At 49.3% G+C, this 13,781-nt stretch carries 11 protein-coding genes; 4 read left to right on the top strand and 7 right to left on the bottom strand.

Annotated features, from left to right (window positions below):
- Positions 1–147 precede the first annotated feature (147 nt).
- Positions 148–1,542 (bottom strand): PhoH family protein, encoded by a 1,395-nt coding sequence (locus tag SHEWANA3_RS03020; RefSeq protein WP_011627270.1) that lies wholly within the window; start codon positions 1,540–1,542, stop codon positions 148–150.
- A 402-nt stretch (positions 1,543–1,944) separates the two neighbouring features.
- Here SHEWANA3_RS03020 and rapA point away from each other — a divergent pair, with 402 nt between their 5' ends.
- Positions 1,945–4,851, top strand: coding sequence for an RNA polymerase-associated protein RapA (gene rapA / locus SHEWANA3_RS03015; RefSeq protein ID WP_011715770.1), 2,907 nt, complete (start codon positions 1,945–1,947; stop codon positions 4,849–4,851).
- Positions 4,852–5,089: 238 nt separating this feature from the next.
- Positions 5,090–6,049: a DUF3530 family protein gene (locus SHEWANA3_RS03010; RefSeq protein WP_011715769.1), complete on the top strand. Its 960-nt coding sequence runs from the start codon at positions 5,090–5,092 to the stop codon at positions 6,047–6,049.
- 65 nt (positions 6,050–6,114) lie between these two features.
- Here SHEWANA3_RS03010 and SHEWANA3_RS03005 read toward each other — a convergent pair whose 3' ends face one another.
- Positions 6,115–6,921 (bottom strand): crotonase/enoyl-CoA hydratase family protein, encoded by an 807-nt coding sequence (locus SHEWANA3_RS03005; protein ID WP_011715768.1) that lies wholly within the window; start codon positions 6,919–6,921, stop codon positions 6,115–6,117.
- 558 nt (positions 6,922–7,479) lie between these two features.
- On the opposite strand from SHEWANA3_RS03005, the gene SHEWANA3_RS03000 reads away from it, so the two are divergent.
- Together SHEWANA3_RS03000 and SHEWANA3_RS02995 are read left to right on the top strand one after the other, a co-directional pair.
- Entirely contained in the window at positions 7,480–8,475 is a 996-nt protein-coding gene (locus SHEWANA3_RS03000) for a response regulator (protein ID WP_011715767.1), read from the top strand.
- Between the two features lie 18 nt (positions 8,476–8,493).
- A complete protein-coding gene (locus SHEWANA3_RS02995; RefSeq protein ID WP_011621373.1) occupies positions 8,494–9,468 on the top strand; it encodes a sensor domain-containing diguanylate cyclase in 975 nt (324 codons plus the stop codon).
- Positions 9,469–9,525: 57 nt separating this feature from the next.
- Here the strand turns inward: SHEWANA3_RS02995 and rraB are convergent, their stop codons facing one another.
- From rraB to SHEWANA3_RS02970, 5 genes are all read right to left on the bottom strand, one after another.
- Complete coding sequence (gene rraB / locus SHEWANA3_RS02990; RefSeq protein ID WP_011715766.1) at positions 9,526–9,933, bottom strand: ribonuclease E inhibitor RraB; 408 nt, start codon at positions 9,931–9,933, stop codon at positions 9,526–9,528.
- Between the two features lie 43 nt (positions 9,934–9,976).
- A complete protein-coding gene (locus tag SHEWANA3_RS02985) occupies positions 9,977–10,720 on the bottom strand; it encodes a 1-acylglycerol-3-phosphate O-acyltransferase (protein WP_041412535.1) in 744 nt (247 codons plus the stop codon).
- A 195-nt stretch (positions 10,721–10,915) separates the two neighbouring features.
- On the bottom strand, positions 10,916–11,683 hold the full coding sequence (locus SHEWANA3_RS02980; protein ID WP_011715764.1) for a metal ABC transporter permease: 768 nt from the start codon (positions 11,681–11,683) through the stop codon (positions 10,916–10,918).
- 4 nt (positions 11,684–11,687) lie between these two features.
- Positions 11,688–12,596: a zinc ABC transporter substrate-binding protein gene (locus SHEWANA3_RS02975; protein WP_011621369.1), complete on the bottom strand. Its 909-nt coding sequence runs from the start codon at positions 12,594–12,596 to the stop codon at positions 11,688–11,690.
- Positions 12,580–13,761 (bottom strand): membrane protein, encoded by a 1,182-nt coding sequence (locus SHEWANA3_RS02970; protein WP_011715763.1) that lies wholly within the window; start codon positions 13,759–13,761, stop codon positions 12,580–12,582. Before SHEWANA3_RS02970 ends, SHEWANA3_RS02975 begins: the two co-directional genes overlap by 17 nt.
- Between the last annotated feature and the right edge of the window lie 20 nt (positions 13,762–13,781).

Genomic DNA, 13,781 nt, shown 5'->3' with positions numbered 1-13,781 from the left:
ATATTAGCAGGAAGAAACCCCGAGTCGCATCAAATAATTGCCGTACGAAGGCTGTCAAAGTCTATGATTAGTTGCTTGAAAAATCATAGAAATGCGTAAAAACAAAGGTCCCACGAGTGAGACCTTTTGTAACAATAAAGTAAATAGCTAGAGATGTTCTTCGGCGTATTCGGCCAAGCGTGAACGCACCACCCCATTCAAGTACAGGTTGGCGCTGCCTTCAAAGTCTTTAAAGCGTTCAACAATGTAGGTTAACCCCGAGGTTACCGCGGTGAGATAGTTCGAATCGATCTGCGCTAAGTTACCGCAACAAATCAATTTTGTGCCTTCTCCCATCCGAGTGATCATGGTTTTGATCTGCGACGCCGTCAGGTTTTGACATTCATCCAAGAGCACGATGGAGTTTTGAATTGAACGGCCGCGCATAAAGTTGATCGACTTAAATTGGATATTCGCCTTCTCCATGATGTAGTTCAAACTGCCAGTAGGATTCACATCATTCTTATGCAGCACTTCTAAGGTATCGGTAATCGCCGCCAGCCATGGCATCATCTTCTCTTCTTCGGTGCCGGGTAAAAAGCCGATGGACTCGGCAATTTCTGGCGTATTACGAGTCACAATTACCTTATCGTAACGATTACGCTCCACCACCAGCTCCAATGCCGCCGCCATTGCTAATAAGGTTTTACCGCAACCGGCTGGCCCCGTTAAGATCACCAGATCGATATCGGGATCGAGCAGCGCCTGCAACGCCATACCTTGGTAAACATTCTTAGGTTTAACGCCCCACGCCTCGAGGTTTTTTAAGCGTTCGCGGCCCAGATCTAAAATATGCAGATGGGTATCGCTACGCTCGGTGACGCGGCCACAAAAATCAGATTCGGTATCAATCAGATACTGGTTTATGTAGAAGGGTTCGTTATCTAAATCTTTCAGTGGGACTTCGTGAATCGTATGTCGACCATGGCGCTCGGTGGATACCTTGTTTAAATGCTCCCAAAAATTCCCTTCGAATTGATAAAAGCCCTTGCTGAGGAAACGAATATCATCGATCAGCTGGTCGGTTCGATAATCCTCAACCAATTGAATGCCCGCGCCCTTGGCCTTAAGACGCATATTGATATCTTTGGTAACTAACACCACGGTACGTGGATGGTGGAGGTTTTGCAGGTGCAGAGCGGTATTGATAATGCGGTTATCGTTGCCATCCCCCGGCAGGGCGCCTAGGGTAAAATCGACAAGATGGTCAGGGAAAATAGACAGCGCCCCTATCGCATCGGCATGCCCTTCTCGACTCGGTAAAGGGACACCATTAATGATTTGTTCCGGTGTTGTATCACCGCCTAGGGTATCTTCCAGCGCCCGTATGGCGACCCTAGCATCCCGACTCACATCACTCTTTCGATCTTTAATCTGGTCTAGCTCTTCTAGCACTGTCATCGGAATGACCACATCGTGCTCTTTAAACGAATAGATCGCCAAAGGTTCATGTAGTAACACATTGGTATCCAGTACAAACAACTTTCTGTCGTCTTGTTCCATGGCGCCTCCAGAGTGCTCGATTGTTTTTATGCTACATCTCTTTCCCGGTGAGTGGATATGGCTCCTATGTCAGTTGGCGAGCTAAAGAATGATCTTAAAGTTCAAGCCTCTACTTAATAAAGACGGCTAGCGGCTTAAACTAATATTGGCACCATTCTCCCTGAATGCCAACCGAACGAACCTGTGTTTAAGTCGGTGACTCGAGGGCAGTGTAGGTCCCTCGATATGACAGTAGCATGACAAATCATCGTACGACTACAGAGAATTTTCTTCACTGTTCAATTTGTAATCTAGTGTGTGGGGAATTAGGCTCTAACGGGTGAGAGGGCGATTCAAATATCCCTAGTATTGATATAACATACGCGCCCTTTGTTAGAGTCCGCCCAGAGATGAGAATTTAAGATGCCGTTTGCCTTAGGACAACGTTGGATAAGTGATACCGAGTCAGAGCTTGGTTTAGGAACAGTCGTACAAGTTGAAGGCCGTATGGTCACAGTGTTATTCCCTGCGACTGGTGAGAACCGTATGTTCTCACGCAACGAAGCCCCCCTGACCCGTGTCATATACAACCCTGGCGATACGGTTGAAAGCCACGAAGGCTGGAGCCTCTCGGTTGAAGAACTCACCGAAAAAGACGGCCTCGTCGTCTACCACGGAATCCACAGCGAAACAGGTGAGAAAGTCAGCCTGCGCGAGACCCTGTTAAACCACAACATTCGCTTTAACAAACCGCAGGATCGCCTGTTTGCCGGCCAGATTGACCGCCTCGACCGTTTCGGTATTCGTTATCAATGCCAGTTACTGCGTCATCAACTGGCGACCTCAGATTTACTCGGCTTACAAGGTCCACGCGTCGGCCTTATCCCCCACCAGATGTGGATTGCCCATGAAGTGGGTCGTCGTTATGCGCCGCGTGTATTGCTGGCGGACGAAGTAGGTTTGGGTAAAACCATCGAAGCGGGTCTGATTATCCATCAACAACTGCTCACTGGCCGCGCCGAGCGAGTGCTGATTATTGTGCCGGATACCCTGCGCCATCAGTGGTTAGTGGAAATGCTGCGCCGCTTTAACCTGCGCTTCTCAGTATTTGATGAAGACCGTTGTGTCGAAGCCTTTGCCGACCATGACAATCCTTTCTACACCGAGCAGTTAGTGATTTGTTCCCTCGAATTACTGCGTAAAAAGAAACGTCTCGACCAAGCACTCGATGCCGACTGGGATCTGCTGGTCGTCGACGAGGCTCACCACTTAGAGTGGACCGAAGAAGCCCCTAGCCGTGCCTACCAAGTGGTTGAAGCATTAAGCGAAGTAGTGCCTGGCGTATTGTTATTAACAGCAACGCCAGACCAACTCGGCCATGAGAGCCACTTTGCGCGCCTGCGCCTACTCGACCCAGATCGTTTCTACGACTACGATGCCTTCCTCGCCGAAGAAAACAGCTACAAAGATGTCGCCGTTGCCGCCGAAGCCTTAGCGGGCGACGCAAAATTATCCGATGCCGCCATCAACAGCCTCACCGAATTACTCAGCGAGAAAGACATAGCGCCGAGCATTCGTTTAATTCAAGCCGAAGATATCGATAGCGAACTGCAACAAGCGGCTCGCAGCGAACTGCTGCAAGAGTTGCTCGACCGCCACGGCACAGGTCGCGTGCTGTATCGCAACAGCCGCGCCTCGGTAAAAGGTTTCCCGAAACGTATTTTCAACGCCTATCCCCATGCAATGCCTGAGCAGTATCTTACCGCGGCCCGCGTAAATGAGATGATGGGTGGCCGTAAGAGCTTAGAAGCGCAAGCGGCTCAAGCCCTAAGTCCTGAAAAACTCTACCAAGAATTTGAAGATAACAGCGCCAGTTGGTGGAAGTTCGATCCTCGCGTGGATTGGTTAATCGAGTTCTTAAAGTCGCACCGCAGCAAGAAAGTGTTGATCATCGCCAGTGGCGCCGATACCGCCCTGAGCTTAGAAGAAGCCCTGCGTACCCGTGAAGGCATTCAAGCTACCGTATTCCACGAAGGCATGTCGATCATCGAGCGCGACAAGGCGGGAGCCTACTTCGCCCAAGAAGAAGGCGGCGCCCAAGCGCTGATCTGTTCTGAAATCGGCTCCGAAGGTCGTAACTTCCAGTTCGCCAGCCACTTAGTGCTGTTCGATCTGCCATTGAACCCAGATTTATTAGAGCAACGTATCGGCCGTTTAGACCGTATCGGTCAAAAGAACGATATCCAAATTCACCTGCCTTATCTGCAAGATACGGCGCAGGAACGTCTGCTCAACTGGTATCACCAAGGTCTGAATGCCTTCGAGCTGACCTGTCCAAGTGGCCATGTGCTGTACAGTGAATTTGCCGAAGATCTGTTGAATGTTCTCGTCGGCGGGGATGAAGATGAGCTAACCAATCTGCTCAACCACACCCAAAGCCGTTACAAAGAACTGAAACACGCTATGGAGCAAGGCCGCGATAAGCTGCTGGAAATCAACTCCCACGGTGGCGATAAGGCTAAGGCGATTGTCGAACGTTTAGCCCAAAGCGATCAGGACACTAAGCTGATTGGTTCGGTGATCCGCTTGTGGGACATTATCGGTGTCGATCAAGAAGATAAAGGTGAGAACTCTATCATCCTGCGTCCAAGCGAACACATGATGTTCCCAACCTATCCGGGTCTGCATGAGGATGGCGTGACGGTCACCTTCGACCGTGATACCGCACTCTCCCGTGACGATATCGCCCTGATCACCCAAGAGCACCCGTTGGTGCAAACAGGCTTAGATCTGATCACCGGCTCTGACACAGGCACGACGAGCGTCGCGATTTTGAAAAACAAAGCCTTGCCCGCCGGCACCCTGTTCTTAGAACTGATCTACATGGCGGATGCTTCGGCGCCTAAATCGAGCCAGTTATATCGTTATCTGCCACCAACGCCTATCCGCGTACTGCTGGATAAAAACGGTAACGATTTGTCAGCTAAGGTGGATTACACCAGCTTTGACAAACAGTTAAGCGCGGTTAACCGCCATATTGGCAGCAAGTTAGTCACAGCATCCCAACCGATTCTGCATCCGTTATTTGCTAAGGGTGAAGAATATGCCCAAACCGCGGTGAACGAGTTAGTGGCACAGGCGCGTGAGAAAATGACCAGCCAACTGACGGGCGAATTAGACCGTTTAGAGTCTTTGAAAGCGGTTAACCCGAATATCCGTGAGGAAGAGTTGGAATACCTGCGTAATCAAATGCAGGAACTGAGCACTTACCTCGACGCAAGTCAGCTACAGCTCGACGCGATTCGTATGGTTTTGGTTAGCCATGTCTAATCCTCAATGACGGTAAGCAAGAGCCTCCTTAGGTTCGCTTAAGCGAATATGCAAACGCCCAGCAAATGCTGGGCGTTTTTATTTTGTCTTCACGATAAGTATGGCTGTAGGCTGGGCCTAGACACTGCTGTGCGCGGTCGCCGTCACGAGCTCAAGCAAAAATTGCTTCTGCTACGCCGCTTCAGGTTATACTCTAGCTAATTGAATTTATGAGACTACACAGGTGGTTATCAATTCTATGGCGCGTATTATCCCCTCGGTATTGAGCCTAGCCTTAGCTCTCGCCAGTGCGAGCTTATTCGCCGCCGATCCCAGCTCTCAAGCGCCAGACCCCAATACTCAGGCGCCAGAGACAACTCCCCAAAACGCCGAGACGAACCAATCTAGCAAAGCGCCCAATGGGCAAGCTGCGGCGAAAAGAGCGAGCAGTTATTTACCCGCGAGTGAGATCAAGCAGATCACCATAGATGATCAACCGCTCGAACTCTTAGTCCGTTCATGGGAAGGCCGCAAAAAACTCGGCGCCGCGATTATCTTACCCGCCACCAATGGCACCGCCGATGCGCCCGGATTAATGGCCTTTGTCAGACGTAATATCAATGCGGCCGGCTGGGCCAGTTTAAGCCTTACCCCGCCCACAGAGCCGCCTGCGCCTAACTTCGCCACTCCGGCGACCGAAGTGACCTCTGCGGGTTCGGCGCAGTTAAGCAGCCCTTCGAATAAACCGAGCCAAAAAGTGAAACCCGAGCAGAGCAATAAGCATCTGCTTGAACAGGAAGACTTTTTAGTCAAAAGCATGTCACAGCTCGACAGTGTAGGCACCGACTTCCCCGGTAAACGAGTGCTGATCACCGCCGATCAAAGTGCGGGATTATTGATAAGCCTATTAAGCCAAAAGAAAATTGCCGATCCAGATGTCTTAATCGTCATCAATCCCTACAGTGAAGATGAGACGCGTAACCAAGCCATCGCCGAGAAACTGGCCAAGCTCACTATGCCAATACTCGATATTCAATCACCCGATGGTCACCCCGCGTCGTTAGAAACGGCAGAGCAACGCAAAAGCCTCGCCGTTACCTTAGAGTCACCGAATTATCGGCAAACGACATTGGCATTAAATCTAGATAACGAGAGTGCATGGCAGAATTGTTTAAGCGCCATTAGGGGATTCGCCGCCCGTATGAGCGGCGCCAATTGAGGTGCAAGCTTTTCTAAAGCTTAAGTAATCCGTTGTTATGGTGTTATCTAGATAGAATGATGCTACTACCAACCCGATTGGCGATCTTGATAGGCTTTGTTGGGATCCTTTAGCTGACGAGTGGCTGCAATCGCGCGATTTTTCCCGAGTAACAGTCTCACTTGGCTCCACGACTCACGGCATAGGAGTGCACGAATCGACGCCGTCCAACTGCGGTTGATGCTCAACTTGATCGCCGCTGCGGCATCGGGGGAGGTATTGAGAAGCTCCTGAGCCAATTGCTGCGCGCTTAACATGGGGTTATCACTTAACTGAGTCACTAATCCCAAGTTTTTAGCTTCTTCACCCGACAACACTTTGGCCGTAAGACTGAGTAACATCGCCTGATCCTTGGGCATAATTTGCCTCAGCGCCACTAAGCCCGCCATGTCCGGCACTAGCCCCCATTTGGCTTCCATAATAGATAACTTGCTGTCTGGGCTCGCAATTCTAAAATCCGCACCTAAGGCGATTTGCATGCCGCCACCATAGCAGCAGCCTTCCAACACCGCAATTACTGGCACGGGTAAACGCTGCCAGCCAAGGGAGACTCTCTGCGCTAAATTGGCATTGCCTGGCAACCATTTAAACAACAATTTAAATGCCTGCATCGGTGCCGACATCACACTCTTTACGTCCAGCCCCGAGCTAAAATGGCCTCCGGCTCCAGATAAAATCACCAATCGAATACGCGAATTTGATTTAATACGTTTGATCGCTTTATCCAACTCGCTAAACATTAAATAATTAATTGCATTATATTTTTCTGGTCGATTGAGCTGTACATAAGCAATGCCATTCTCAATCGTTACTTGCACACAAGGCTCACTCATGAAATATTCCGTTACTGGTCAGGCCAGAACAAATGTTAACACGTTTGGAATAATTCACCAAAGGATGTAACATAAGGCTAATTTTTGACATGAGTCAAAATATTGTCAGCTGTCATTAAGTATTAGTGAGTGATTATGTTAGGCTCAGGTTGAAGCCTAATAACTTCAGAAGTGTGAACCCTTTATGTTCAATCATGGATGCAATTTGCACCTACTTATGAGTATTCATCTCTGAACATCAATCGCATTGAAGCGGCTCTTATCTACAAATATGTCAAACCGACTGTAGCCATCCTTTGGGTGAATTAAGCGTATAAATACTCGCAAAAACATACATTCTGTTTGCGATAAATAAACGAAATTCGATTGGATTATCCAAGGTCTTTTACCCTCAACGCTTAGGGTTAATTGGGTAAACAGATGGGATTAGTAAATAAAATCTATAGCTTACATATAGATGATATAAATCAAACTTGCCCGAAGAGCTTAATTCGTCATTCAAAGATTAAGAATTAGTGTTATCTTCAATAAATGGGCAAATAAGGATCTGTAGTCAGCATGACAATCTCTGTACTCATCTGTGACGATTCCGCCATGGCGCGCAAGCAAATGGCTCGTACCCTACCAAAAGAATGGGATGTCGAGATCACCTACGCCACCAATGGTGCCGAAGGCTTAGATGCGATTCGCGCAGGTAAAGGCGAAGTCGTCTTCCTCGATCTCAATATGCCAGTCATGGATGGTTACGAAGTGCTGCAGACCGTGCAGCAAAACGATCTCCCTGCGCTGATTATTGTGGTCTCGGGGGATATTCAGATCAAAGCCCATGAAAGGGTTAAAGCCCTAGGCGCATTGGATTTTATTCAAAAGCCCGTCAGTGCCGATGCCATCAGTAATATCCTGCAGGAATACGGCATCCTCACCTTAACGCAAAAAGATCAGGCGGAAGACACGCCGATGATCAAAGTTGATATGCGTGACGCCTGCCAAGAGATCGCCAACGTCGCCATGGGGCGCGCCGCCGATCTGTTAGCCAAGCTCCTCGATGTTTTTGTCCTCTTGCCTATCCCAAATGTGAACGTACTCGAAGTCAGCGAGCTGACGATGGCACTCAAAGCGACGGAAGAAAGCTCAACAGTATCAGCCCTCTGCCAAGGATTTATTGGCGCAGGCGTGGCGGGAGAAGCCCTGCTGCTATTCCACGATTCGAGCTTTCAAGACATGGCAAAACTCATGGGGCTGGCCAATCCCGAGGACATCAGCACTGAGATAGAAGTGTTGATCGACACTGGCAACGTATTGATTGGCGCCTTCCTGAACGGGATCTCAGAGCAGCTCGATATGAAGTTCAGCCAGGCTCACCCTGTGGTATTGGGCCGCCACTGTACGGTGAACGATCTCATCCATGATAACTCGGAAAAATGGCACAGAACCTTAGCAATGGAGATTAACTATCGTATTGAAAACCATAATGTTCAATGCGATTTGTTACTGCTATTTACCGAAGACTCTATTCCGACGCTCAGTTATAAGCTCGGTTACTTACTCGATTAATCAGTTGGATTTTACCTTATGTCAAACGATCAAAGCGCAATGAACGAACTCCATTGGCTTATCGATATGGTGCAAACCATCGAAGTGGGTCTAGTGGTATTAGATCGCGATTATAATATCCAACTGTGGAACGGCTTTATGGAAAACCATAGCGGCGTATCCCCTAATTCGATTAAAGGGCAAAACCTGTTCACCCGTTTTCCTGAGCTACCAGCGACTTGGTTAAAGCAAAAGATGGAATCGGTTTTTATGCTGAAAAATCGAGCCTTTATCAGCTGGGAACAAAGACCCTACGTGTTTCAGTTTAAAAACTACCGCCCCATTACCGGACGGGCCGATTTTATGTACCAGAACGTGACACTGTTGCCTCTGGCCTCATTAACCGGAAAAATAACCCATATCAGCGTGATTATTTATGATGTCACCGACATCGCCGTCAACAAGCTACAGCTCAAGGCCGCCAACGAGCAGTTAGAACGCCTCAGCCAGACCGATGGCCTGACACAGCTCCATAATCGCCGCCATTGGCAACAATGTTTAGAGCATGAGTTTGACCTCCACGCCCGTTATTCGGGGATGTCGAGCTTGGTCATGATTGACATAGACCATTTCAAAAGAATCAACGATACCTACGGCCATGTCGCGGGTGATAAGGTGATTCAGCATATCGCCCATATCCTAAGCCATTCATTAAGGGAGACCGATTGTGTCGGCCGCTATGGTGGTGAGGAGTTCGCTGTGGTCATGCCCAATACTTGTGGCGCCGATGCCCTCAACTTTACCGAGCGTTTGCGGGAAAGAATTGCCGACTCCACCATAGTGTACGAAGGGCTGAAGATAAAAGTCACAGTAAGCCTAGGCGTGTGTGAAATCGGCAAACATATCACCAGCAGCTCTGGCTGGATTTCTTGCTCAGACAAAGCCTTATACGAAGCCAAGCAAAAAGGACGTAACTGTAGCGTCCTGCACACCGCACAAACCAGTGGTTACTGAAACCAAAAAGCCCATCGATGATGGGCTTTTTGTTACTGAAATCTCAATGGTCGCGAATTAGTGCGGGAAACCGTCATCTTCTTCGTCGTCACCTTCTTCGTCGTCGATATCGTCACCAACGAAGTAAGTGCCCCAACCGTCGTAATCCACTTTTTGCTTAGCTGCGAGTTGCAGTAACTGCTCGGTCGCTTTATCCAATAAAGCCACTTCCAGCTTGTGGTAAGCGATAGCATCAAAACAGAAAATGACAGAGCCATCTTCCAGCTCCATCTCTTCGGCGTCGTTGACTTCAAAACCGAGTTTGAATGCATCAACGGCGGCTTTTTCTAAGCGGTCGAAGTTGCTAGATGAGAAATGGTGCTCAATGGTGTATTCCGCATCTGGCTCTGAGCCATCGTCAAGCAGGGCTTGCACTATGTCACGATTCTCGGCAAGTTGGGCTTTTAATTGACTTTCAATAGACATGGATTTGTCTCCGTTAAGGTAAAACTGGCTCAAATTGGCGCTATTATACGTCATCGCCTTCGAGAGTTTTACCCATTAATGTTGCCGCTTCACGATTTATCTCGTTAAATTTGGCTGACATAGTCTCATACACTTGAGCAGAAAAGGCCTTCACATCGGCTTTATCTAACCCTTCGGTCGGGATAGGCGCCATCATCTCAATGATCACCACCCCGTTATCCCAACGGTTTAAATTAATATGGCTCTGACAAGAGGCAAGCACTGGCACTATCGGCACCCCTGCGGCAATCGCCGTATGGAAGGCGCCAGCCTTAAAGGGGAGCAAACCGCGGCCACGTGAGCGGGTACCCTCGGGGAAAATCCACACAGATAAACGGTTCTGTTTAATCTTTTCGGCGGTTTTAGCCATGGTATCGAAGGCACTGTTGCGATTTTTTCTATCGATCAGAATATTGCCCGATAACCAGTAGATCTGCCCGAATAGCGGGATCCACACTAAGCTCTTTTTGCCTAAGCTGACGGTGCTTTTCGGCACGGCTTTAGTATGAGTGAACAGATCGAAGTTATTTTGATGGTTCCCTAAAAAGATATAAGGGCCATCCTGAATTTCTTTATGCCGACGCACTATGACTTTAAGCCCTAGAATAGGGGCGACGGATGAGAAGATCTTGGCGAACATATGTACATTGTCACGGTGACGGGGCCGCAACAAGCAGACCAACCCACCAAAAATAAACGCGAGTAACAATGACACAGCCAACAACACAGATCTGACGAGTAACAGCACGACATACTCCAAGGATGAAAGTGGCGACAGTATAGCCACCCAGCCCTAGGGACTCAATATAATGTTTACATCTGTAAGCTGAGTTGCTAACAATCCAAACAAAAGCCCATCGGTACTCGCGCAATCATGCACGACGATGGGCTTTTAAATCAATATCTAAGCTTAAACGACTAAGCGAAAAACCTAGTTTGCGACCTAGCGCACTGCCGCGGTTTTACTTAGGCCTAAACGGAAGACCAAGGCACTAAGGGCCAAAGTCGCGACAATCGCCGCGCCGCTCGGTAAGTCCAACGTTGCCGAAAGCACCAGCCCCAGCAAGTAACCCATAAGGCCGACCAGATAAGCGTAAAATAGGCCGTTCTTACCTTGGTACTTGTTGAGCGCAAGTGCTGGCAAAATGAGTGTGCTAAACACTAGATAGACCCCAACCAGCTCTACCGACAAGGTGATTACCAGTGCAAATAGCAGATAGAATCCCGCACCATTTAAGATCTGTGGCCGCAGAAAAATCACTGCTAACACAGCCGCATAAACCACGGTCGGCAACACTAATTGCGACCAACTCACCCAAAGGATCTGGCCCGACATCAATTGCTTTAACAGCTCAGCCCCGTGGGGATCGTTCGCCAGCAATAGCATGGCCGCCACCGCCGACAACACGTAAAAGCAACCTATCATCGCCTCTAGCTCACCCGCCATCCGCTTAGATAACCAAGCGATAAAACCCGCCCCCGCAAGGGCGAATAAGGCCGGCATCCACACATTAGAAAATGGCATCTCTTCTAACCTATGGTCCATGTGCGCCACAATCGCCCCCAACGCGGCGACTTGAGCAATGGCTAAATCGATAAAGATGATCCCACGCTTAAGCACTTGTTTGCCAAGTACAATATGCGTTGAAAGCACTAAGATCCCCGCCGCCAGTGCTGGCAGCAGGATCGACATCAGTTCCAGATCCAACATAGGCTTATTTCACCCCGTTTAAGAGGGCAATCGCGCTGTCGTAGAGGCTGAAGAGATCTTGACTCGCATCGTTGCCACCAACCGACATTGGCAACATAAGCACAGGTAGATTAGCCTTTTCACCCAACCACTTAGCACCACGCTCATCCTGATAGGACGCCACAACTACCGCCAGAATATCGCCCTGCTCGGCGCGGCTCAGCAAACTGGCTAAATGGCCGCTAGTCGGTGCCAGACCGGGTTTAGGCTCAAGATCAGCAGCTTGTTCAATCCCCAACCAGTTGAACAGATATCTAAAACTGGTGTGATAGGCGATGACCTTTTTGCCTTTTAACGCTTTAGCCTGCTCTTCCCAGCGGGGGACCGCCGCCTGCCAACGAGTACTAAAGTCCGCTAATGCCTTTTGGTAATTCGCCGCCTCGCTCGGGTCGAGTTGGCTCATCTTAGCGCTGAGCGCATTCGCGACGCTTAGCAAACGCGTCGGATCGAAGTGGATATGCGGATTTCCCTGAGCATGCACATCCCCCATGCTACGGTCCACACTCGCTAACTTATCTAAGGTATCGATTTGATCGGCGGCGAAAAACAGCCCCTGATCGGTAGAGCGAACCTTAGCGTTAGCCGACTTCATTTGCAGCATTGGCAGCCAACCGATTTCTAAATCGGCGCCCGCACAGACCACCAGATCCGCTTGGCGCATTTTGGCGATTAAACTCGGACGCGCCTGCACTTGATGCGGATCCTGTAAGGCCGTGGTTGCCGAATAAATGCTGGCGTTTGGAGCCAACTCTTTTGCCAATGCGGCATATTCGGGTTCACAGGCAAACACATTCAGCTCTGCATGGGCAAAACCTGAACAGGCGAAAGACAGGGCCGCTGCGGCCGCTTTAACAAAATTAGAATTGATGCGCACCGTGAGCCCCCAGAGACATAATGTATTGAACAGTGAAAACATTGTCGTCTTCGATTCCATCGAAGTTAGTTCCCTTCTGATTGGTGTACTGGAAACGTACCGTCGAGAAATGGCTCGAATGCCACGCCAGACTCACCTCAGATTCCTTTAACTTCTGTCCATGGAAATGATCGCCATGGAGCTCTTGGGTATCCACCTCGCCGTAACGCACACCCGCAGACCAGCTAGGCGTGAATTGATATACGCTGCTCAGATACCAACCTTGATGATAATCCTTGCTCGGCGCATCTTCGGGATGAAGGTCGCTCGGCACAAAGTCCGTCACACGGTAATACTCGCCGCTCAGGGTCAGGTTTTGGTATTTATAGTTGCCATTTGGCGCCCATTTATACACAAAATCAGCACCATAGGTGTTTTTACCTGTGTAAGATGCCGCATGGCTGTGGTCATGGCCTTCCTCGGCGGTTTCGTCTTCGTGTTCATCGCCCTCTTCATGGGCTGTGACTTGGCCATTTTCGTTACGTAGGTAACTTAAGCCCGCCTGCCATGAACTGTTATCACCTATGTCACCACCGATTTTGGTGTAAAAGGTGTATACGCCCACATTTTTAAACTCACGTTCGCCGTGTTCATCGGCGGCGCGCATGCTGTCGCCCTTGAAGGCTTCGGCGCCTAAGGTCCAATACAGATCCGTTGGCGCCACAAAGTTTAAGCGCACACCGTCGTCAAAGTAATGGCCACCAAAAAAAGCGCGGTAAGCAATAGGACGGTCGGTGAATGAATCCGTGTGTAAATGCTGGTTATTTAAATAACCGATATCCGATAAGAAACGTCCGCCACGGATTGAGAACCCCGCTGGCATCGCCATGGTTTGGATAAAGGCTTCTTCGAGATTAAGCTCAGTTTCACCGTCGTGCATCTCAACGACGGCAGTGACTTTGCCGTAGAACATGTCGTCAATGTTGGCGCTCATCGCCAGCTCAGTTTCACCTAAACCAAATCCTTCGGCGGTTTCAGCCAATGGACGCTCGGCCGTTTGATAATAGCCATTCAGCACTGCGCTGATAGCCGGATTGGTTAAACTTGAGTCAGCGGCAAATAACGTCGGTGAAGCAAATGCGCACGCCAAAGCCACCAAAGAAATTCGGTTGTTAAAAACAGTCATGATATCTCCAAAATACAACT

Origin of the sequence: Shewanella sp. ANA-3, assembly GCF_000203935.1 — a bacterium.
In the GTDB taxonomy this organism is placed as follows: Bacteria; Pseudomonadota; Gammaproteobacteria; order Enterobacterales; family Shewanellaceae; genus Shewanella.
Note: the sequence above shows the minus strand (reverse complement) of the source record. Positions and strands in the feature narration are given on the sequence as shown.

Bases quoted from the DNA above. Each gene is read 5' to 3' on its own strand.
- SHEWANA3_RS03000 (WP_011715767.1), top strand. From the start codon at position 7,480: ATGACAATCTCTGTACTCATCTGTGACGATTCCGCCATGGCGCGCAAG.
- SHEWANA3_RS02995 (WP_011621373.1), top strand. From the start codon at position 8,494: ATGTCAAACGATCAAAGCGCAATGAACGAACTCCATTGGCTTATCGAT.
- SHEWANA3_RS02970 (WP_011715763.1), bottom strand. From the start codon at position 13,761: ATGACTGTTTTTAACAACCGAATTTCTTTGGTGGCTTTGGCGTGCGCA.
- SHEWANA3_RS02980 (WP_011715764.1), bottom strand. From the start codon at position 11,683: ATGTTGGATCTGGAACTGATGTCGATCCTGCTGCCAGCACTGGCGGCG.
- SHEWANA3_RS03010 (WP_011715769.1), top strand. From the start codon at position 5,090: ATGGCGCGTATTATCCCCTCGGTATTGAGCCTAGCCTTAGCTCTCGCC.
- rapA (WP_011715770.1), top strand. From the start codon at position 1,945: ATGCCGTTTGCCTTAGGACAACGTTGGATAAGTGATACCGAGTCAGAG.
- SHEWANA3_RS03005 (WP_011715768.1), bottom strand. From the start codon at position 6,921: ATGAGTGAGCCTTGTGTGCAAGTAACGATTGAGAATGGCATTGCTTAT.
- rraB (WP_011715766.1), bottom strand. From the start codon at position 9,933: ATGTCTATTGAAAGTCAATTAAAAGCCCAACTTGCCGAGAATCGTGAC.
- SHEWANA3_RS03020 (WP_011627270.1), bottom strand. From the start codon at position 1,542: ATGGAACAAGACGACAGAAAGTTGTTTGTACTGGATACCAATGTGTTA.